Annotated in this window: 17 protein-coding genes; 12 read left to right on the top strand and 5 right to left on the bottom strand. The window is 70.9% G+C overall.

Annotated elements, in window-relative coordinates:
* Positions 1-139: 139 nt before the first annotated feature.
* Entirely contained in the window at positions 140-1,093 is a 954-nt protein-coding gene (locus AB0I15_RS62310) for a LacI family DNA-binding transcriptional regulator (protein ID WP_358118985.1), read from the bottom strand.
* A gap of 192 nt (positions 1,094-1,285) precedes the next feature.
* On the opposite strand from AB0I15_RS62310, the gene AB0I15_RS62305 reads away from it, so the two are divergent.
* From AB0I15_RS62305 to AB0I15_RS62290, 4 genes are read left to right on the top strand one after another with little or no spacing between them, the layout of a single operon-like run.
* The gene (locus AB0I15_RS62305; RefSeq protein WP_358118983.1) at positions 1,286-2,179 is read left to right on the top strand and encodes an NAD(P)-dependent oxidoreductase; all 894 of its coding nucleotides are present in this window, start codon (positions 1,286-1,288) and stop codon (positions 2,177-2,179) included.
* On the top strand, positions 2,176-3,048 hold the full coding sequence (locus AB0I15_RS62300) for a 5-dehydro-4-deoxyglucarate dehydratase (RefSeq protein WP_358118981.1): 873 nt from the start codon (positions 2,176-2,178) through the stop codon (positions 3,046-3,048). Before AB0I15_RS62305 ends, AB0I15_RS62300 begins: the two co-directional genes overlap by 4 nt.
* Positions 3,045-4,097, top strand: a complete 1,053-nt coding sequence (locus AB0I15_RS62295; protein ID WP_358118979.1) for a mandelate racemase/muconate lactonizing enzyme family protein — start codon at positions 3,045-3,047, stop codon at positions 4,095-4,097. The genes AB0I15_RS62300 and AB0I15_RS62295 overlap by 4 nt, the downstream gene beginning before the upstream one ends.
* On the top strand, positions 4,097-6,022 hold the full coding sequence (locus AB0I15_RS62290; protein WP_358118977.1) for a DUF6807 family protein: 1,926 nt from the start codon (positions 4,097-4,099) through the stop codon (positions 6,020-6,022). The genes AB0I15_RS62295 and AB0I15_RS62290 overlap by 1 nt, the downstream gene beginning before the upstream one ends.
* Before the next feature lie 34 nt (positions 6,023-6,056).
* Here the strand turns inward: AB0I15_RS62290 and AB0I15_RS62285 are convergent, their stop codons facing one another.
* Positions 6,057-6,707, bottom strand: a complete 651-nt coding sequence (locus tag AB0I15_RS62285) for a TetR family transcriptional regulator (RefSeq protein ID WP_358118976.1) — start codon at positions 6,705-6,707, stop codon at positions 6,057-6,059.
* 110 nt (positions 6,708-6,817) lie between these two features.
* Between AB0I15_RS62285 and AB0I15_RS62280 the strand changes: the two genes are divergently transcribed.
* The 5 genes from AB0I15_RS62280 to AB0I15_RS62260 are packed head-to-tail and all read left to right on the top strand — an operon-like array spanning position 6,818 to position 13,590.
* Complete coding sequence (locus AB0I15_RS62280) at positions 6,818-8,443, top strand: ABC transporter substrate-binding protein (RefSeq protein WP_358118975.1); 1,626 nt, start codon at positions 6,818-6,820, stop codon at positions 8,441-8,443.
* Positions 8,440-9,378, top strand: coding sequence for an ABC transporter permease (locus AB0I15_RS62275; RefSeq protein ID WP_358118973.1), 939 nt, complete (start codon positions 8,440-8,442; stop codon positions 9,376-9,378). Before AB0I15_RS62280 ends, AB0I15_RS62275 begins: the two co-directional genes overlap by 4 nt.
* Entirely contained in the window at positions 9,371-11,365 is a 1,995-nt protein-coding gene (locus tag AB0I15_RS62270) for a dipeptide/oligopeptide/nickel ABC transporter permease/ATP-binding protein (RefSeq protein ID WP_358118971.1), read from the top strand. Before AB0I15_RS62275 ends, AB0I15_RS62270 begins: the two co-directional genes overlap by 8 nt.
* Before the next feature lie 6 nt (positions 11,366-11,371).
* Positions 11,372-12,358, top strand: coding sequence for an oligopeptide/dipeptide ABC transporter ATP-binding protein (locus tag AB0I15_RS62265; RefSeq protein ID WP_358118969.1), 987 nt, complete (start codon positions 11,372-11,374; stop codon positions 12,356-12,358).
* Positions 12,359-12,366: 8 nt separating this feature from the next.
* Positions 12,367-13,590, top strand: a complete 1,224-nt coding sequence (locus tag AB0I15_RS62260; protein WP_358118967.1) for an acyl-CoA dehydrogenase family protein — start codon at positions 12,367-12,369, stop codon at positions 13,588-13,590.
* Positions 13,591-13,651: 61 nt separating this feature from the next.
* On the opposite strand, the gene AB0I15_RS62255 is transcribed toward AB0I15_RS62260, so the two are convergent.
* A complete protein-coding gene (locus tag AB0I15_RS62255; RefSeq protein WP_358118966.1) occupies positions 13,652-14,584 on the bottom strand; it encodes a LuxR C-terminal-related transcriptional regulator in 933 nt (310 codons plus the stop codon).
* Positions 14,585-14,822: 238 nt separating this feature from the next.
* Here AB0I15_RS62255 and AB0I15_RS62250 point away from each other — a divergent pair, with 238 nt between their 5' ends.
* From AB0I15_RS62250 to AB0I15_RS62240, 3 genes are all read left to right on the top strand, one after another.
* The gene (locus tag AB0I15_RS62250) at positions 14,823-14,945 is read left to right on the top strand and encodes a hypothetical protein (protein ID WP_358118965.1); all 123 of its coding nucleotides are present in this window, start codon (positions 14,823-14,825) and stop codon (positions 14,943-14,945) included.
* A 531-nt stretch (positions 14,946-15,476) separates the two neighbouring features.
* A complete protein-coding gene (locus AB0I15_RS62245) occupies positions 15,477-16,031 on the top strand; it encodes a redoxin domain-containing protein (protein WP_358118963.1) in 555 nt (184 codons plus the stop codon).
* A gap of 5 nt (positions 16,032-16,036) precedes the next feature.
* Positions 16,037-17,917: an ABC transporter ATP-binding protein gene (locus AB0I15_RS62240; RefSeq protein ID WP_358118961.1), complete on the top strand. Its 1,881-nt coding sequence runs from the start codon at positions 16,037-16,039 to the stop codon at positions 17,915-17,917.
* Between the two features lie 172 nt (positions 17,918-18,089).
* On the opposite strand, the gene AB0I15_RS62235 is transcribed toward AB0I15_RS62240, so the two are convergent.
* Positions 18,090-18,554: a S26 family signal peptidase gene (locus tag AB0I15_RS62235; protein WP_358118960.1), complete on the bottom strand. Its 465-nt coding sequence runs from the start codon at positions 18,552-18,554 to the stop codon at positions 18,090-18,092.
* 194 nt (positions 18,555-18,748) lie between these two features.
* Positions 18,749-19,486 carry a DUF6879 family protein gene (locus tag AB0I15_RS62230; protein ID WP_358118958.1) on the bottom strand — a complete coding sequence of 246 codons (738 nt, stop codon included), beginning with the start codon at positions 19,484-19,486 and terminating at the stop codon, positions 18,749-18,751.
* Positions 19,487-19,768: the final 282 nt, after the last annotated feature.

The raw sequence follows: 19,768 nt of genomic DNA, 5'->3' as shown, positions 1-19,768 counted from the left end.
AGTTACGTCAACCCTTTGCAGGCGTTACATAGCCGTTACCGATATATCGCCACGACGTTTTCCCAGCTAACGGACGTGCCCGCCACAGAAGTCAGACGAATTTTCGCCGCATTTGTTACAACCGTTTGCAGAACCAGGGCTATCGCGGAGCAGCGGTGGAGTCCCTGATCACGAGCCGGGTCTCCAGCGTGGTGGTGGCGGTCACCTCCTGGATGAGCAGATCGACCGCCAGGCGCCCGGCCGCGGCCGTCGGCATGGCGACCGTGGTGAGCTTCGGACGGTTCAGCCGCCCGGAAACGATATCGTCGATCCCCACGACGCTGACATCTTCGGGCACGCTCAGCCCGAGGTCGCCGAGCCCCTCGATGAGCCCGATGGCCACCAGGTCGTTGTAGGCGAGCACGCCGGTCACGCCGGCGTCGCGCACCCGGGCCGCGGCGGCGAAACCGCCCCGCTCGGTGGGCGCGTTGGGCCCGACGACGACGAGGTCCACGCCCGGCACCTGCTCGGCGGCCGTACGGATCTCGGAGCTCGTCCACGAGCCCGCCGGTCCCGACACCAGCGCCACTCGGCGGTGCCCCAGCCCGGCCAGGTGCTCGACCGCCAGCTTGGCCCCGTGGCCGACGTCCATCAGCACGGTGGCCGCGCCGCGCAGCCGCCGGTTGATCACCACGAACGGCACCCGCTCGGCCAGCCGTTCGAGCGCCTTGTTGGACGAGCGCGGGCTGCACAGCACCACGCCGTCCACCTGTTTCGAGAAGGCCTGCACCAGCTCCTCCTCGGCGGCCGGCTCCTCGTCGGTGTCGGCCACGAACAGGTGGTAGTCGCGCTGCCGGGCGGCCGCGTGCGCCGCCTTGATCAGCGGGGGGAAGAACGGGTTGGCGATGTCGGCCACGATCAGGCCGAGATTGTGGGTACGCCCGGTCGTGAGGGCCCTGGCCGCCCGGTTGGGCCGGTAGCCCAGCTCTTCGGCCACCGTCAGGACCCTGGTGCGCGTGGCGGCGTTCACCATGTGCGGCGCGGAGAACGTCCGCGACACGGTGGATACATGCACTCCGGAGGCCCGGGCCACATCACGAATCGTCACTGTCACAGTCGCTCACCCTAACGCAACCGCTTGCAGAACCCATGAGTAGTATGAAAGCGCTTGCCGCATGGCCCCGCTCCGGAAGGCACCGGGAACCCGCAGCTAGAGAGGCGGTAACCAAATCACCTCTTGACGCCTCACCCTTCCGGACACAAAGGTTTAGTGCAACTGTTTGCAGTCTTGAAGGAGCCCCTCACGGTGAGCAGAGTCCTCGTCACCGGAAGCGCAGGACGCCTCGGCCGCAGCGTGGTCAGCACGCTCGCGGCGGCCGGGCACGAGGTCATAGGCGTGGATCGCGCGCCGGGAACCCCGCCGGAGGCCGCGGTCGCCTTACCGGCGGACCTCACCGACACGGGAGAGACGTTCGAGGTGATCGCCCGATTCCGGCCGGAGTCGGTGATCCACCTGGCCGCGATCGCGACCCCGTTCAGCTTCCCCGAATCGGTGATCTACAAGGTCAACACGCAGCTCGCGTTCAACGTGTGCGAGGCGTCGGTGGCCCTGGGCGTGGCGGGCGTGGTGGTGGCCAGCAGCCCCACCGTCATGGGATACGGCGCCCCAGGCGGCTGGGCGCCCGTGTACCTGCCGATCGACGAAGAGCACCCGGTCCGCCCCTGGAACGCCTACAACCTGTCCAAAGTGGCGGCCGAGCAGACCATGAAGGCGTTCGCGCTGGCCGGGAGCACGAGGCTGGCCGCCGTACGGCCCTGCTTCGTGATCCCGCCGGAGGAGTGGGCGGGCGCGCCCACGCAGTCCGGCCACACCGTGCGCGAGCGGCTCGACCGGCCCGAGCTGGGCGGGGTGTCGCTGTTCAACTACATCGACTCCCGCGACGCCGCCGACATGATCACCGTGCTCTCCGAGGCGCTGCCCGAGCTGCCGAACGGCGAGGTCTTCTTCGCCGGCGCGGCCGACGCGCTGGCCAGGAAACCGCTGGCCGACCTGCTCCCCCAGGTCGTGCCCGGCACCGAGCCGTTCGCGGCCGGGCTCACCGGCACCACCCCGGCCTTCTCGACCGCCAAGGCGACGCGCCTGCTCGGCTGGCAGCCCAAGCGTAGCTGGCGAACCGAACTCAAGGATGAAACCGAATGAATCTCAGCGGTGTGCTGTTCTTCCCCGTGACCCCCTTCGACGCCGACGGCACGCTCGCCGAGGAGGTGCTGGCCGAGCACGTCCGGCAGGGTATGGAGCACGGCCCCGGGGGTGTGTTCGTGGCCTGCGGCACCGGCGAGTTCTCGGCCCTTTCCGAGTCCGAGCACGCTCGGGCCGTACAGGTGGCGGCCAAGGTGGTGGACGGCCGGGTGCCGGTGTTCGCGGGGGCGGGCGGGCCGCTGGGCGCGGCGCTGAACCAGGCGCGGGCCGCGCGGGAGGCGGGCGCCGACGGGTTGCTGCTGATGCCGCCGTACCTGGCGCAGGGGCCGGGGCACGGGTTCGAGGCGTACGTGCGGGCGGTCGCCGAGGTGCTGCCGGTGATCGTCTACCAGCGCGGATCGGTGGTGCTGGAGCCGGAGGCCGTGGTCGGGCTGGCCGGCGTGCCGGGCGTGATCGGGCTCAAGGACGGCGTGGGCGACATCGACCGGATGCAGCGGACGGTGCTGGAGGTGCGGGAGAGCTACCCGGACTTCCTGTTCTTCAACGGGCTGCCGACGGCCGAGCTGACCATGCCGGCCTACCGGGGCATCGGGGTGGAGCTGTACTCCAGCGCGGTGTTCGCGTTCGCGCCGGAGATCGCGCTGGCGTACCTGCGCGGCGACGAGCGGCTGCTCACCGAGTTCTACGCCCCGCTCGTACGCCTGCGCGGCAAGGTCCCCGGCTACCCGGTCGCCCTGGTCAAGGCCGGCGTACGGCTGCGCGGCCTCGACGTGGGCACCGTCCGCCCGCCGCTGGTGGAGGTGACCGGCGAGCACCTCGAGGAGCTGGAGGCGCTGATCAAGACCGGCCTGGAGCTGGCGGCGTCATGACGATCGCGGACCTGCGCACCGAGCTGCGCACCGCGCCCCTGCCCCGCCCCTGGGGCGCCGACGTGCCCGCCAACCACGTGATCGTCACCCACGTCACGCTGAAGGACGGCCGCACGGGGACCGGGTTCTCGTGGACGCCGCAGATCGGCGCGCACGCCGTACGGGCACTGCTCGACCACGACCTGCGCGAGGCGCTCATCGGGCTGCCCGCGCACCCCGAGGTGGTGTGGGACCGGCTGTGGCGGCACCTGCGCGAGGCGGGCCCCGGCGGGATCACCACGGTCGCGCTGGCCGGGATCGACCTGGCCCTGTGGGACCTGCGCTGCGGCGGCGAGGGACTGGCCGACGTGCTGGGGCGGCGGCGCGACGAGGTCCCGGTCTACGGCAGCGGCGTCAACCTGCACTACCCGCTGGACGAGCTGGTCGAGCAGGCGAGGCGCTGGGTGGCGGCGGGCTTCCGTGGCGTCAAGATGAAGGTCGGCCGCCCCGACCTGGCCGAGGACGTGGCGCGGGTGGCCGCGGTCCGCGAGGTCATCGGGCCCGACCGGCTGCTGATGATCGACGCGAACCAGCGCTGGGACCTGCACCGGGCCAGGCGCGCCCTGGCCGCGCTGCGGGAGTTCGACCTGCACTGGATCGAGGAGCCGCTGCCCGCCGACGACGTGGCCGCGCACGTGGAGCTGCGCCGCTCCACCGATGTGCCCGTCGCCGTCGGCGAGAACGTCTACACCACCTACGGCTTCCGCGACCTGCTGGCCGCGGGCGCGTGCGACGTGGTGCAGCCGAACGTGGTGCGGGTGGGCGGGATCACGCCGTTCCTGCGGATCGTGGAACTGGCCAGGACGTACGACGTACCGGTCTATCCGCATCTGCTGAGCGAGATGTCCGGCCAGCTCGCCCTCACGCTGCCGCTGCCGGTCATGGTGGAGGACGTCGAGGACGCCTCGTTCGCGCGGCTGGGGCTGCTGGTGGAGCCGTACCCGGTGGAGATCTCCGGTGGCGTGCTGCGCGCGGGCGGGCACGCCGGGCTCGGGCTGAGGTGGTCGTGATGGCGCCGATCAAGGTCGTCCTGGCCGGAGCCCAGGGGCACGGCCGCCACCACCTGCTCAACCTGCGCCGGCTGAGCGAGGCCGGCCTGGTCGAGCTGGCCGGGATCTGCGACCTGCGGCCGGTCGAGGTGGACTTCGCCACGCCGTTGCAGTCGTCCGACCTGGGCGAGCTGCTCGAGAAGACCGGCGCGGAGATCACCGTGATCTGCACGCCGATCCAGACGCACGCCGGTCTGGCGGTGACCGCGCTGCGCGCCGGCTCGCACGTGCTGCTGGAGAAGCCGCCCGCGGCCAGCCCCGAGGCGCATCGCGAGATCGCCGCGGCGGTGGCCGAGACCGGGCGGGCCTGCCAGGTCGGGTTCCAGTCACTGGGCTCGGAGGCCGTGCCGGCGTTGCGCGAGCTGATCGCGAGCGGGGCGCTCGGGCGGGTGCGCGGCATCGGCGGCGCGGGCGCCTGGGAGCGGCCCCCGGCCTACTTCACCCGCTCCGCCTGGTCGGGGCGGCGCCGGCTGAACGGCGTGGACGTGGTGGACGGCGCGCTGACCAACCCGTTCGCGCACGCCGTGGCGACCGCGCTCGCGCTGGCCGACGGCCCGATCGCGGAGATCGAGACCGAGCTGTACCACGCCAACCCGATCGAGTCGGACGACACGTCCTGCGTGCGCGTGCGGCTGGAGGACGGGCTGGTGATCACGATCGCGGTGACGTTGTGCGCGCCGGAGCGGCACGAGCCGTACCTGGTCGTGCACGGCGACCGGGGCCGGGCCACGCTCACCTACACCCAGGACCGGCTCAAGGTCGAGCTCTCCGACGGCTCGGTCACGACGACCGTGCACGAGCGTACCGACCTGCTGGAGAACCTCATCGACCACGTGCGGACGGGCGCGGAGCTGCTCGTGCCGCTGGATCGCACGGAGACGTTCACGCGGGTGCTGGACGCGGTGCGGCTGGCGCCGGAGCCGATGCCGATCCCCGACCGGCACCAGATCGTGGCGCGCGACGCGGACGGCGAGGTCGTGGGGCGCGTCCTGCCGGGCGTGGCCGCGCTGACGGACCGCAGCGCGCGGGAGCTGGCGCTCTACTCCGAGCTCGGCGCCCCGTGGGCCACGGTGGAGCTGCTGGTGTCGGGCACGGAGGTGGCCGCGTACGAGCTGCGCCCCGACCTGCCCGCCGCCGACTCGCCCCGCCCCTACCTGCACCGGGTACGCACCCTCGGCGGCACCGAGGTCACCGAGGTCCGCCCCGAGGACCACGTGCACCACCTCGGCGTCGGCGTGGCCATCTCCGACCTGGGCGGCGCGAACTTCTGGGGCGGCCGCACCTACGTCAAGCACCAGGGGCCCACCTGGCTGGAGGACCACGGCACGCAGCGGCACGTGTCCTTCGACCGGCTCGGCGACGACGGCTTCACCGAGCGTCTGGAGTGGATCGGGCCCGGCGGCCGGCTGATGGCCCGCGAGGAGCGGGCGGTCACGGCCCGGCCGGTCGGGGACGCCTGGGCGCTGGACTTCGCGTTCACGCTCACCAACCTGACCGGGGAGCCGCTGGCGATCCAGAGCTCGGCCACCAAGGGCCGGGCGGGCGCGGGCTACGGCGGCTTCTTCTGGCGCGCGCCCGGCACCTCGACGGCCCGGATCACGATGCCGGGCGACGAGCAGGCCGTCCACGGCAGCCGCGGCCCGTGGGTGGCCCTGTCGGGCACCACCCCGCAGGGCCGGGACTGGACGCTGGTCTTCGTGCAGGCGGACGGGGATCCGTGGTTCGTGCGGGTGGCCGACTATCCGGGGGTGGGGCAGGCGCTGGCCTGGGACACCCCGCTGGTCGTCGACACGACGCTGACCAGGCGGGTGGTCACGGTGGTGGCGGACGGGAGGCTGACCGAAGGGCAGGTCTCCACGCTGGCCGCCGACGTGACCCTCTGGTGACCGCGCCCAGCGGCCGGAATCCGGCGGGTGACGGCTAGACGTCGCCCGCCGGTTTGGCGGAGGTGGCGCGCAGCAGCCGCAGCGCGCCCCGGGACAGGGCCGTCAGGATGTCGGCGGCCTCGTCGAGGTCGGGGTAGCGCCCCTCCAGGTGCCCCATCGCCAGCGCGTTGGTGGCCGCGTTGATCCCTTCGGCGATCATCTCCAGCCGCCGCCGATCGCGCTCGTTGTCCGCCGTGTAGCCCAGCGCCGCCAGGTCGGCGGCGTGATGGTCGCGATAGGCCGCCGCCGTCTCGGTGGCGAAGTCGCGCAGCGAGGACGACGGGTCGTGCCGCGCCCTGAGCTGGATCCGCAGTAGCTCGGGATGGCGGCAGATCGCCTCAAGCGGGATGCGGAAGGTCTCCCGGTGCCGTTCGAGGTCGTCGGGTGCCTCGCGGGCCTTGCGCCGCGCCTCCCGCATCGACTTGAGGAGCCGCGCGCCGCCCTCCTCCGCGAGCACCCGCAGCAGCTCCTGCCGGTCCTTGAAGTGCACGTAGAAGCTGGACTGCGCGATGCCGGCGGCCTTGGCCACCCTGACCGTGGTCAGCCCGGCCTCACCCTCCTCGTCGAGAATCGCCAGCGCGGCGCGGATGAGCTTGCGCCTGGTCAGGTCTTTGGCCTCGCTCCTGGTGAGCGGCGTGCTCGTCATCGATGCCCCTCCCCCTCCCGTAACGATTCTCCCGCGGCTCTTGTGCAGTTTTTCACCGATAGTACTATCGGTGAAATTGCTCTCGGGGGATCTACCGGGAGGAGGCGTGGATGAAACGCTGGACCACTCCGGCCACGCTGTTGCTGGCCTCGATGGTGATGCTGGCCTGCAGCGGCCAGCGACCGGTCGCACAACCGCAGCAGCCTGACGCGGCGGCGGCGACGGGCCCGGTTCAGGGCGGACGCCTGGTGTACGCGCTCAGCGCGGACGCCAACGGGTTCAACCCGGTGACCGACCAGTTCGCGGCGCAGAGCTACAGCATGGCGGGCACGATCATCGAAGCGCTGGTGAGCGTGGACGCCAACGGCGACTGGAAGCCGTACCTGGCCGAGTCGCTCACCCCCAACAAGACGTACGACGAGTGGACGATCAAGGTCAGGTCCGGCATCTCGTTCTCCGACGGCATGGCGCTGACCGGTGACATCGTCAAGGCGAACCTCGAGGCGCAGAAGGTCTCGCCGCTGACCGCGGCCGTGTTCGTGCCGATCAAGTCGTTCGAGCTGGCGGACGCGATGACGGTCACGGTCGAGCTGAACCAGCCGTGGGTGGCCTTCCCCTACTACCTGACCACGCAGACGGGCATGATCATCCCGCCCGCCTCGCTGAACGACCCCAAGGCGGCCAGCCTCAAGCCGGTGGGCACCGGGCCGTTCCTGTTCAAGGAGTACGTGCCGGACAACCGCATGGTCGTCACCCGCAACCCGCGTTACTGGCGGCAGGGCCTGCCGTACCTGGACGAGGTCGAGTTCCGGATCCTGCCCGACAGCCAGACCCGGGCCCAGACGCTCGAAGCCGGCGGGGTCGACGCCATCGGCACCTCCCGCGACGAGGACCTGACCAAGTTCGGCGCCCTGAAGGACGCCTACACCGTGCACCGGGCGCAGGGCATGGCGGTGCCGGAGTACATGTTCCTGCTCAACACCGCGGTCGCCCCCCTCGACGACGTACGGGTGCGCCAGGCCATGGCCTACGCCACCGACCGCAAGACCGTGATCTCGACCCTGCGCGGCGGCCTCACCAAACCCGCCGACGGCCCCTGGTCGCAGGACTCCAAGTGGTACGCCGCGAGCGCCTACCCCGACTACGACCCGGCCAAGGCGGCCGCCCTGGTCAAGGAGGTCGAGGCGGAGAAGGGCCCGATCCGCTTCGAGCTGATCTCCACCCCCGACCCCAACACCATGCAGGGCGTCGAGCTGGCCCAGGACATGTGGCGCAAGGCCGGCATCGAGGCGTCGATCAAGCAGGCCGACCAGGCCGACCTGATCAACCGGGCCGTCACCGGCAACTTCTCGGCCACCGTGTGGACGCAGTTCTCCGCGCCGGACCCCGACGGCGAGTACATCTGGATGCACCAGGCCTACGCCAAGCCCGTCGGCGCCATCTCGCTCAACATGACCCGGCTCAAGGACGCCAAGCTGAGCGCCGCCCTGGACGTGGGGCGTACCGACCCGGACGAGGCCACGCGCAAGCAGGCGTACGGCACCGTGCAGGAGCGGTTGCGGGAACTGGTGCCGTACGTGTTCGTCGACCACCTCAACACCGGGGCCATCGTGGCCAGGACCAAGGTGCGCGGCATCGGGGAGCACAAGCTGCCCGACGGCGAGCAGGGGCTGCCGCTGACCGGGTCGCCGATTCCGTACCACCCGTTCGCGCACCTCTGGGTCAGCCAGCGGTGATCATCGTCTACCGGCTGGTCCGGTTCGTCGTGGTGCTGCTCGTGGTGACGTTCCTGTCGTACGTCCTGCTGAACCTGCTGCCCGGCGACCCTCTCACGCAGATCCTGGGGCTGTCGGCGACGGAGGAGGCCCGCGCGCAGCTCCGGCAGGAGCTCGGGCTGGACCAGCCACTGCTGGTGCGCTATCTCGACTGGCTCGGCGGGCTCGTCACCGGCGACTTCGGCAACTCCTACATCACCAGGGTGCCCGTGGCCGACGAGCTGGCCGAGCGGCTGCCCGTCACCCTGGAACTGCTGGTCGCGGCGCAGATCATCGCGCTGGGGCTGGCGATCCCGGTGGGCGTGGCCGCCGCCCGCCGAGCCGGCCGGGCCCTGGACCAGGCGCTCACCGCGCTCAGCTTCGCGCTGCTGTCCACGCCGGTCTTCGTCCTCGGCGTGCTGCTGATCCTCCTCTTCGCGGTCACCTGGCAGGTGCTGCCCGCGACCGGCTGGACCCCCATCTCGCTCGACCTGGGCTGGAACCTGACCTCCGTCATCCTGCCCGCGGTCACGCTCGGCTGCGGGCAGCTCGCGGTCTACGCGCGGCTGCTGCGTACCGACCTGATCGCCACCCTCCAGGAGGACTACATCACGCTGGCGCGCGCCCGCGGCCTGTCCCCGCGCCGCATCATGTGGCGGCACGCGCTGCGCCCCTCGGTGATCACCCTGATCACCGCCATCGGCCTCAACCTGGGCGCGCTCATCGGCGGCACGGTCATCATCGAGACCCTCTTCGGCCTGCCCGGCGTCGGGCGGCTGATCGTCGACTCCATCTTCTCCCGCGACTACCTGACCGTTCAGGGAGGCGTCGTGCTGATCTCCGTGGGCTACGTGGTGGTCAACTTCGCGGTCGACCTCGTGTACGCCGCCGTCGACCCCAGGATCCGTCGTGCGTAGGCGCCTCGGGCTCACCTTCTGGCTCGCGACCGGCTGGATCGGGCTGGTGCTGCTCGCCGCCCTCCTGGCCGACCTGCTGCCGTTCGCCCGCTACGACGAGACGCTCGCCGGGCCGCCGCAGTCGGGGCCCAGCGCCGCGCACCCGTTCGGCACCGACGGCCTCGGCCGCGACGTGCTCAGCAGGGTCGTGTACGGCGCCCGCGTCTCCCTCGGCGTCGGCGTCGGCGCCGTCCTGCTCGGCCTGGGCATCGGCGCCCCGCTCGGCATCCTGGCCGGGTACCGGCGCCGGGCCACGGACGCGGTCATCATGGCGGTCAACGACGTGGCGCAGGCGTTCCCGGCGCTGGTGTTCGCGCTGGCCGTGGTGGCCTTCGCCGGGGCGAACCTGCGTAACGTGCTCATCGTCCTCGGCGTGCTGGGCGTGCCCTCCTGGGTCCGGCTCATCCGGGGCGCCACGCTCACCTTCGCCGAGCGCGAGTTCGTGCTGGCCGCCCGCGTGCTGGGCACCCGCGACCGGCGCATCCTGTGGCGGGAGATCGTGCCCAACGTCGCGGTTCCGGCGGCGTCGTACGCGTTCGTCGGCATGGCCGTGGTCGTGGTCGCCGAGGGCAGCCTGGCCTTCCTCGGCCTGTCCGTCCAGGCGCCCACGCCCACCTGGGGCGGCCTGATCAACGAGGGCCGCACGCTCATGGAGAACGCGCCGCACGTGGTGCTGGCCCCCTCGGTGGTCATGTTCCTGACCGTGCTGTCGTTCAACCTGGTCGGCGACCGGCTCAGGTCCCTCACCGACGTGCGCGAGAGCGGCCTGGAGCCGGTACGCCAGGCCGCCCCCGCCCCGATGCCCGCCGGCACCCACCCCATCCGCGACTGCCTGCTGCAGGTCGAGGACCTGCGGACGCACTTCGTCACCCCGCGCGGCCTCGTCAAGGCCGTGGACGGGGTCTCCTTCGCCCTGGAACGCGGGAAGACGCTGGCCATCGTCGGCGAGTCGGGATCGGGCAAGTCCATGCTGATCCGCTCGATCCTGGGCCTGCTGCCCGGCACCTCGGTCCGGTCCGGGAACGTGTACCTGTCGGGCGACGACCTGACCGGCTACACCCCCGAGGAGATGCGCTCGGTGCTCGGGCCCCGGCTCGGCACCGTCTTCCAGGACCCGATGACCGCCCTGAACCCGGTCAGGACGATCGGCACGCAGGTGACGGAGCCGCTGCGGGTGCACCTCGGCATGGGGCGGGCGCAGGCGCGCGCGGAGGCCGTACGGCTGCTGGCCTCGGTGGGGATCCCCGACCCCGTACGGATGCTGCGCCGCTACCCGCACCAGCTCTCGGGCGGGATGCGGCAGCGGGTGACGATCGCGATGGCGCTGTCGTGCGGGCCCGACGTGCTGTTCGCGGACGAGCCCACGACCGCGCTCGACGTGACCATCCAGGACCAGGTGCTGCGGCTGCTGCACCAGTTGCGCGAAGAGCGCGACATGGCGGTGGTGCTGGTCAGCCACGACCTGTCCGTGGTGGCCCGCTGGGCGGACGAGGTGATCGTCATGTACGCGGGCAAGGTGGTGGAGCGGGGGCCCGCCGCCGAGGTGTTCGAGCGGCCGCGGATGCCGTACACGGAGGCGCTGCTGCAGGCGGCCCCCAAACTGACGGACCCCGTGCACCACCGCCTGACGGTCATCCCCGGCCGTCCCCCGGATCTGGTGGACCTGCCGCCGGGGTGCGCGTTCCGTCCGCGGTGCGCGTACGCGCAGGACCGCTGCGAGACGGAGGCCCCGCCCCTGTTCGAGGACGGCCACCACTACGCCTGCTGGCACCCCCGCCCGGCCCGGCTCTCCGCGCCCGTCGCCGCGATGGACCCCGGCCACCTGTCCCCGACGGCCTTGACCGGCGGCGGCGGGATCCCGCACCCCTTCACCACGGCCGACGATCTCCCCGACGGCCGCGGCACCAGTAGCACGAACCTCCGGAACCGTGACGGGAAGGGTGGCTGAGGACAAGTGGCCGGTAGCGGAAGTGCCCACCTGCGGGACCGTGACGAGGTGCTGCTCAGGGTGGAGGATCTGGTCGTGGAGTTCCCCGCAGGCCGCGGCCGTACCGTGAGGGCGGTGTCCGGGGTGAGCTTCGACCTGGCGCGCGGCGAGACGCTCGGCATCGTCGGCGAGTCCGGCTGCGGCAAGTCGAGCGCCGCCCGGGCCCTCGTCCAGCTCCCGCCGCCGCGCTCGGGCTCGGTCCGGCTCGACGGCATGGAGCTGACCGCCCTGAGCGGCGAGCCCCTGCGCAAGACCCGCCGCCGCCTCCAAATGATCTTCCAGGATCCCATCTCCTCCCTCAACCCGCGCCGCCGCGTCCGCGACATCGTCGGCGAGGGCCCCCGCGTGTGGAACCTTCCCGGCGACCGCGTGGACGAGGTCCTGGAGGCGGTCGGGCTCGACCCGGCGACGGCGGCGGTACGGCGCCCGCACGAGTTCTCCGGCGGGCAGTGCCAGCGCATCTCCATCGCCAGGGCGCTGATCCTGGATCCGGAGGTGGTGATCTGCGACGAGCCGGTGTCGGCGCTGGACGTCTCCGTACAGGCCCAGATCCTCGGCCTGCTGGAGGACCTCAAGGCCCGCTACCGGCTCACGCTCGTCTTCATCGCCCACGACCTGGCCGTGGTCAAGAACGTCAGTGACCGCATCCTGGTCATGTACCTGGGCAAGGTGTGCGAGCTGGCGCCGAGTGCGGAGCTGATCGGCCGGCCGGCGCACCCGTACACGCGGGCTCTGATCGCCTCGATCCCGGGCGGCGGCCTCGACCTTCCCCCGGCCGACACGTTGATCAGCGGCGAGCCCCCTTCGCCGGTCGACCCGCCCACGGGGTGCCGCTTCCGTACCCGCTGCCCGAGGGCGGCGGCCCGCTGCGCCGAGGAAGAGCCCCAGATCAGGCGCGTGGGCGCGGACCACTGGCTGGCCTGCCACTACCCGTCCGTCACCGATTCGATCTAAGGAGAACCATGGCCATCGATTTCACCCTCGCCCCGGAGCACGAGGAGATCCGCAAGCGGGTCCGGGCCTTCATCCAGGGCACGGTCATCCCGGCCATGGAGAAGCTGAAGGAGGACGACCGCGACGAATACCTCCGCACGATCTTCCGGCTCCGTTCGGAGGCCAGGGCGGAGGGCCTGTGGCTGCCCCACATGCCGAAGGAATGGGGCGGCATGGGCTTGGGCCACGTGGAGCTGGCCATGGTGCAGTCGGAGGCGGCGAAGACCCGCGTCGGACCGTGGGTGCTGAACTGCAGCGCGCCCGACGAGGGCAACATGCACACCCTCCTGCATTGGGCGACGGACGAGCAGAAGGAGAAATACCTGCGTCCTCTCCTCGATGGCCACCAGATGTCCTGCTTCGCCATGACAGAGCCTGAAGTGGCGGGCTCCGACCCCACCTTGATCCGCACCGAGGCCGTCCGCGACGGGGACGAATGGGTGGTCAACGGGCACAAGTGGTTCATCTCCAACGCCCGCCGCGCCAACTTCGCCATCCTCATCGCCAGGACCGAGCAGGACGTCCCGGAAGGCTCGCGCGGCGCCAACACCGCGTTCCTCGTGGACCTGCCCAACCCGGGCTGGATCGACGTGCGAGAGGTGGAGACGATGCACGGCTCCACGGGCCACAGCGAGATCGTCATCAAGAACCTGCGCCTGAGCGACGACCAGATCCTCGGCGGCCGCGGCAACGGCCACCGCCTGGGCCAGTACCGCCTGGGCCCGGCCCGCCTGGCCCACTGCATGCGCTGGATCTCGCAGGCGGAGACGGCCCTGGACATGATGGTCGACCGCGCGCTCAACCGCTACAGCCACGGCTCCCTGCTGGCCGAGAAGCAGGGCATCCAGTGGATGATCGCCGACTCGGCCATGGAGCTCTATCAGTGCAAGCTGATGGTCCTCCACGCCGCCTCGAAAATCGACAAGGGCGAAGATTTCCGTACGGAAGTATCCATGGCCAAGCACTTCGTCGCCAACAGCCTCAACCGCATCGTGGACCGGGCCATCCAGGTGCACGGCGCCCTCGGCTACTCGACGGACACGCCGCTGGCCGACATGTTCCAGCACGCCCGCTGGGCCCGCTTCGCCGACGGCGCCGACGAGATCCACCAGATGCGCATCGCCGAACGCACCATCGCCGCCTACCAGGCCACCGGCTCGACCAGCTCCGCCACCGGCGGCCTGCCCCTGTAGGCGGTCGATCCACTCCGCCTGCGTCAGGGCCGGCCGCGGCGAGTGGGGCGGTGCCGGGGGCTCAGAGCCAGCCCTGCCGCTTGGCGAGCAGCGCCCCCTGGAAGCGGTTCGCGGCGCCGAGCCGGTCGAGCAGCTCCGCCACGTGCCGCCGGTAGGTCCGCAGGCTCACCCCCATCTCCCTGGCCGCGATCTCGTCCTTGTCGCTGCTGGACAGCAGGTGCAGCACCTGCCGCTCCCGGGGGGTCAGGCCGGGCGTGGGGCGGGGTTCGAGGTCGGCCGCCTGCGCCCACACCCGCTCGAACAGGTCCACCATCGTCGCGACGACCCCCACCTGGCAGATCATCAGGGCGCTCTGGTCGCCCTCCTCCGATGTGCTGCGGATGAAGGCCACCGAACGGTCCACGATGACCATCTGCCGAGGAGGGTCGTCGACGAGACGGTGCAGGTCGCCGGCGCGGTGCAGCGTGAGGCAGAACTCCATGTGCACCGGGTCGAGCACGCTCTTCCTGGAGATGATGGTGCGCCATCGGACGCCCTCGCTGAGCCGCTGCAGGTAGGCGGACAGCCGTTCGGGGTTGGGGCGCGGGCGTGGCCGTTCGGACTGCACGGCCAGCACCTCGCGCGCGTCGAGCGTCAGGGACCAGATCCGTTCGCTGATCCGGTCGCTGCCGTCGATCCGCTCGATCGTGACCGTGTGGTCGGGCTCGCAGTGCTGCGTGCTCAGCAGGTGCAGCGTCTCCCAGGCGGCCGAGATGCGGCGCTGCTCGGCGCACGTCTCCAGCAGCCGCCGCCTGATCAGGCGGCTGATCCCGATCTCCGGCTCGACGGCGACGGGCCGACCGTCCGGATCGAGTTGTACGAGGTCGAGCGCCGCGAGCCGCTCCATCGCCGCTCGCAACCGGTCAGGGTCGCCCGCGGTCGTCTCGCAGCCGCGCAGGAGGTCACGGTACACGGTCTCGTCGAGTGCCGTGAGTCCGAGGCTGTTGAAGCTCATATGGCTCCGAACGTAGCGAAGGGGGCCAACGCAGTGCAGGTACGCGAACTGGCATCAAACTGCACGGTCATGCAGCTTGATGCCAGTCCCGCAGGCTTACACCCGTTGATCGTCAGCGGTTATTGTCCACGTGTCGGCAGCGATGATCACCCAAATCGCGCATGTCGGCTTCACCGGCACCCCCCATCGCCGGTTCGCACGATAGAGGAGGACCCCTATGTTCCGTGCCCTCAACAAGATGAGTGACCGACTGCTCAACAGGCTCCTGCCCAGCGCCACGGCCGAGGCCGACGTGTGCTTCTGGAACCAGTGGGGCACCAGGTGCTGCATCATCGCCGGCAAGACGTACTGCGGCATCTGAGCCTGAACTGAGCGGCCAGGCCGCATGGAGCACGTCGCGCCGGCCACCCGCCGCACCCTGGGAATCGCCTCCCTGGTCGCCGTGGGGTGGGCCGCCGATGTGCTGCTGACGGTGAAGCGCACGGCAAGCGGCCGGGCTGGTCCCGGCCGCTTGCCGTACCCCTGGCCCCTGTACGCGCCGCGCTCGTGCTCCCGAACCGCCTCGTGCTCCCGAACCGCTTCTGCACGTCCGCTTCAGCACACCGCCGGCGCGACCGGACCACCGGCACCTCGTACGGATTCCCGGCCTGATCGCGGCAACCGCCACAGACGTGGCGACCTCGCCGGGAGGTCCACAAACGCGCGGCCCCGCCCCACCTTCCACCCCCGGCTGCTGACCCGTGTCCCGCGCCCCACCTCACCGTCCACCCCCTGACCTGGATGCCGCAGCCCCACCCCACCGTCCCTGACCCGTGCGCCGCAGCCCCAGCGCATCCTCCGCCCCCATCCCCCCGTCCTCCGCCTCCCGCCTGCTGAACCGTTAGGGACGCCGATGTCCTTTCTCGTGGCCGCCGTCGTCTTCGTCGGCCTGCTGAGCGTCGTCAACCTGTTCCTGCTGCTGGCCGTGATCCGCCGCCTCCGCGAGCACGCGAACGCCCTGCGGAACGTGGCCATGCCGCCCCCCTTCACCCCACCGGGCACGAAGCTGCCGGAGTTCACCGCCACGGACACCACCGGCACCGCCGTCACCCGCGCCACGTTCAGCGTCGGCACCGGCGACAGCGACAGCGACGGAGCGATCGTCGTCGGGATGTTCTCCACCGACTGCTCGGCCTGCGACGAGCACCTGCCCGAGTTCGCCGCGCGGGTCCGCCACCTGGGCCGTGAGCGCGTCATGGCGCTGGTCGTGGGCGACGGGCCGAAGCGGGAGACGTTCACGACCGCGCTCGCCCCCATCGCGACCGTGGTCGTCGAGGACCGCGACGGCCCCGTGTACGCGGCCTTCCGGCGCCCGCCGTTCCCCGGCTTCTACCTCGTGGACGGCGAGGGCGTCGTGACCGTGTCGGCGCAGTCCCTGGACGAGCTCCCGATCTCCGCGAACGTCTGACCGGCATGGCGAACTCCACTCTCGGGCGGGTCCGGGTCGCCGCGGCCCTCGCCTGGACGGCTCATCCGATGGCCGCCGTCGGCGCGACCGTCCTCGGCCTCTTCACCGGTGTGGCACCGGTCGCGACCGCCTGGCTGATGAAGCTGGTCCTCGACGCGCTCACCAGGGGTGACGGGTTCGCCGCCCTGGTACCGCTGGCCGGCGGGCTCGCCGCCGCCGGCCTGGCGGTCATCGTGCTGCCGCACGTGTCGGCGTACGTGCAGGCGCAGTTGCGCAGGTCGCTCCGCCTGCTGATCTACGACCGGCTGTTCCGGGCCGTCAACGCCCATCCGGGGCTCAGCCGCTTCGAGAACCCGGGTTTCCACGACACGCTCCGGCTGGCGTACGAGTCGAGCCATAACGCCCCGGACCGCCTGGTCGTCGGCGCGCTGGCGATCGGTCAGGCGATCATCACCTTCGTGGGTTTCGTCGTCACACTGTTCGCCGTCAACCCGGTCATGGTGGCCGTCATCGTCATCGCCGCCCTGCCCTCGGTCCGCATCGAGCTCATGCTCAGCCGGGAGCGGGCCGAGGTGATGTGGGACGTCACCCCCGCCATGCGCCGCCAGGTGTTCTTCGGCGACCTGCTCACCAGGCCGGAGGCGGCCAAGGAGGTGCGGTTGTTCGGCCTGGGCGACTACCTGCGTACCCGGATGCTCGACGAGGTGCGCGGCATCAACGGCGCCGAACGGGACATCGACCGCCGGACCCTGCGCAGCCAGGGCGTGATGGCGCTGCTCGGCAGTGTCGTGGCGGCCGGCGGGCTGCTGTGGGCCATCCTGAGCGCGGCCTCCGGAGCCATCAGCGTGGGCGACGTGACGGTGTTCGTCGCCGCCGTCGCGGGCGTGCAGGCGGCACTGACCATGATCGTCAGCCAGTGGGCGGGCGCGCACAACGCGCTGCTGATGTTCGGGCACTACACGGCCGTCGTCGAGGCCGAGCCCGACCTGCCCGTCCCGGCCGAACCCACCCAACTGCCCGCGCTGCGCGACGGGATCGAACTACGCGACGTGTGGTTCCGCTACAGCGAGGAGCACCCGTGGATCCTGCGCGGGGTGGATCTGTTCATCCCGTACGGCCGCACGGTGGCCCTCGTCGGGGTGAACGGCGCGGGCAAGAGCACGCTGGTCAAACTGCTGTGCCGAATGTACGACCCGCCACGCGGGCAGATCACCTGGGACGGCGTGGACCTGCGCGACACGAGCCCGGCCGACCTGCGCGGCCGGATCGGCGCGGTGTTCCAGGACTACATGGAGTACGACCTCACCGCCGCCGAGAACATCGTGCTCGGCGACCTGACGACCGCCGGCGACCAGGAGCGCGTCCACGAATCAGCCCGCCAGGCGGGCATCCACGATGCGGTCGCCGCGCTGCCGCGCGGATACGACACCATGCTGAGCCGCATCTTCGGCGACCGCGACGAGCAGGCGGGCGTCGCCCTTTCCGGCGGGCAGTGGCAACGCCTGGCCCTGGCCCGCGCGTTCATGCGGCGACGCCAGGACCTGCTCATCCTGGACGAGCCCAGCTCGGGCCTCGACGCCGAGGCGGAACACGAGGTGCACACCAGCCTGCGCCGCTACCGGGGCGACCGGACAAGCGTGCTCATCTCACACCGGCTCGGCACCGTACGGGACGCCGACCTCATCGTGGTGCTGAGCGACGGGCACATCACCGAACGCGGCACCCACAAGGAACTCATGGCGTCGGGCGGCGAGTACGCCCGCCTCTTCACCCTGCAAGCCAGCGGCTACGAACCCACCACCCCAACCAACGGTATAGAGAACGGCCCATCCACCAACTCAAACGAATCCCCACCCAACCCCCCAGACAAAACAACCACCACTTAACCAAACAACCCAACCAACACCCCAGCCACCATCACGCGCCAACACCCCAGCCAACCTTGCGCCCGACAACCCCACCGACACCTCAACCAACTCTTCAACCGGCGGCCCACCCAACGGCCCAGCCAGCACCTCGGCCGACACCCCGGACTATGGCCCAGCCGACACCCCGGGCCTACATCGCGGAGGACGGGCCGGACGACAGTCTTCGTACGGCCACGCCGAGCACCCGGTCCGCCGGCAGGTAGCCCCATATCCGGGAGTCGGCGCTTGAAGTGCCGTCTCCCACGACCACGAGCGCGTCCTCAGGCACGGCCGCTCCGTGCTCCGCCGCCACCGCCGCCGCCACGTCGGCCGGCACGGGATCGCCCGCCAGCGCCGTCACCCGCTTGATCGCCCAAGGCGGCGACAGCGGGCCCGTGCCCCACCCCGAAGGTCCCGCCGACGCGAACACCACCACTTCGCCGCGCCGCACCTGACCCGCGGCGGTCCGGCGAACCAGCACCCGGTCACCCGGCCCGTACGTCGGCCACATGCTCACACCGCTCACCTGAACCACGACGAACCTACGCCGGGCGACGACCACCACGGCGGTCGCGACAAGGACGAACGCGGCAACGAGGACAAGCGCATACCACACGTGTCCACCCTAGGCGACGGGGCGCTTCTTGATCCATCTCACGGAACACCATCCCCACCGCGAGTTTCGCCAGGAACCGACCGCAACCGAACGCGTTCTACGCCACGCCGCACCGCAGGTGCCGTAACCCTTCCCCCGATGAGCTGCTCCCCGCGAACGGCCGCAGGTCGGCGCCCCGCTGACCGTGGCGGCGATCATGATCCCGCAGCGCTCGGAGGGGCTGCCGGGTCGGAAGACGGTGAACCGGTTCGCCCCTGGTACGCGGTGGAGGCACGCCGCCCGGAAGCCGGACCTCGATCATCTGAAGTCAGCGCGATCGGTGCTGGTGAACCCGTGGGCGCGGCGGGCCACCTCGGAGAGGGCAACGGCACGATCTCACGCTCGTAGTAAGCCTGGAAGTCCTCCCCGACAGAGAACAGCTTGTCCAGCTCACCCCGGCAGGCCGCGATCACGTCCCGGTCGTCGATCCGCCGCGCCCCGTTGTGCGTGCCCGAGGCGTCGTACGTCACCTCGTACATGACCGAAGTGCCCAGCACCACCAGCTCAGGCAGACGCCGGCCGACCTCGAGCTCGGCCACCTCACCGGCGTCGAGCACCCGCACCTGCTCAGCGGTCACCACCCGCAGGGCCAGCACGTGCATCTCCCACTGCAGGTAGGGCGTGACGGGCTCCTCCACCACCCGAATCCGCCGGCGAACGAAGCCCTCCCTCTCGTTCGACGCACCCCGCCCGTCGCCGATCAGCTTGAGAGACCGCTCCCAGTCTCCCTCCATCATCGCGACCCAGCTCGCCTCGCCGGCCTCCCGAAAGCTCTGAATCCGCTCAAGCTTCCAGAACACATCATCGATATTCCGAAAGTTCGGCCAAAAGTCGTCGAGATACTCATCCGCACTCAGCAAGTCGCCTGTTATCTCATGAATGCGCTCAAGCATGAGGAATTATCCCTTTTAGCCGCAAGCGGCGCGTCTCAGAAAACCCCCCAAAGGCTCCCAAAGAAATCACCACCCATATTCGCAGGTCAATTCCCTGACTATCACCACACCGCCCCCATGTCGAGTTCCCGCAGCTCAACCGGGTGGTTCGCCCGCCCCCACGCCCCCGAGCAAGCCCGACCGCCCCGGCCACCCAACGGCGATCCACTCACCCCACAACCGGAAGGCGCCACCTCCGACCCCAGCAACCGCAACCCTCCACCAAACCAACCTCCCTCCCCT

The sequence above is a fragment of the Nonomuraea sp. NPDC050643 genome, assembly GCF_040654715.1.
In the GTDB taxonomy this organism is placed as follows: domain Bacteria; phylum Actinomycetota; class Actinomycetes; order Streptosporangiales; family Streptosporangiaceae; genus Nonomuraea.
This window is presented reverse-complemented; position numbering and strand designations above follow the sequence as displayed.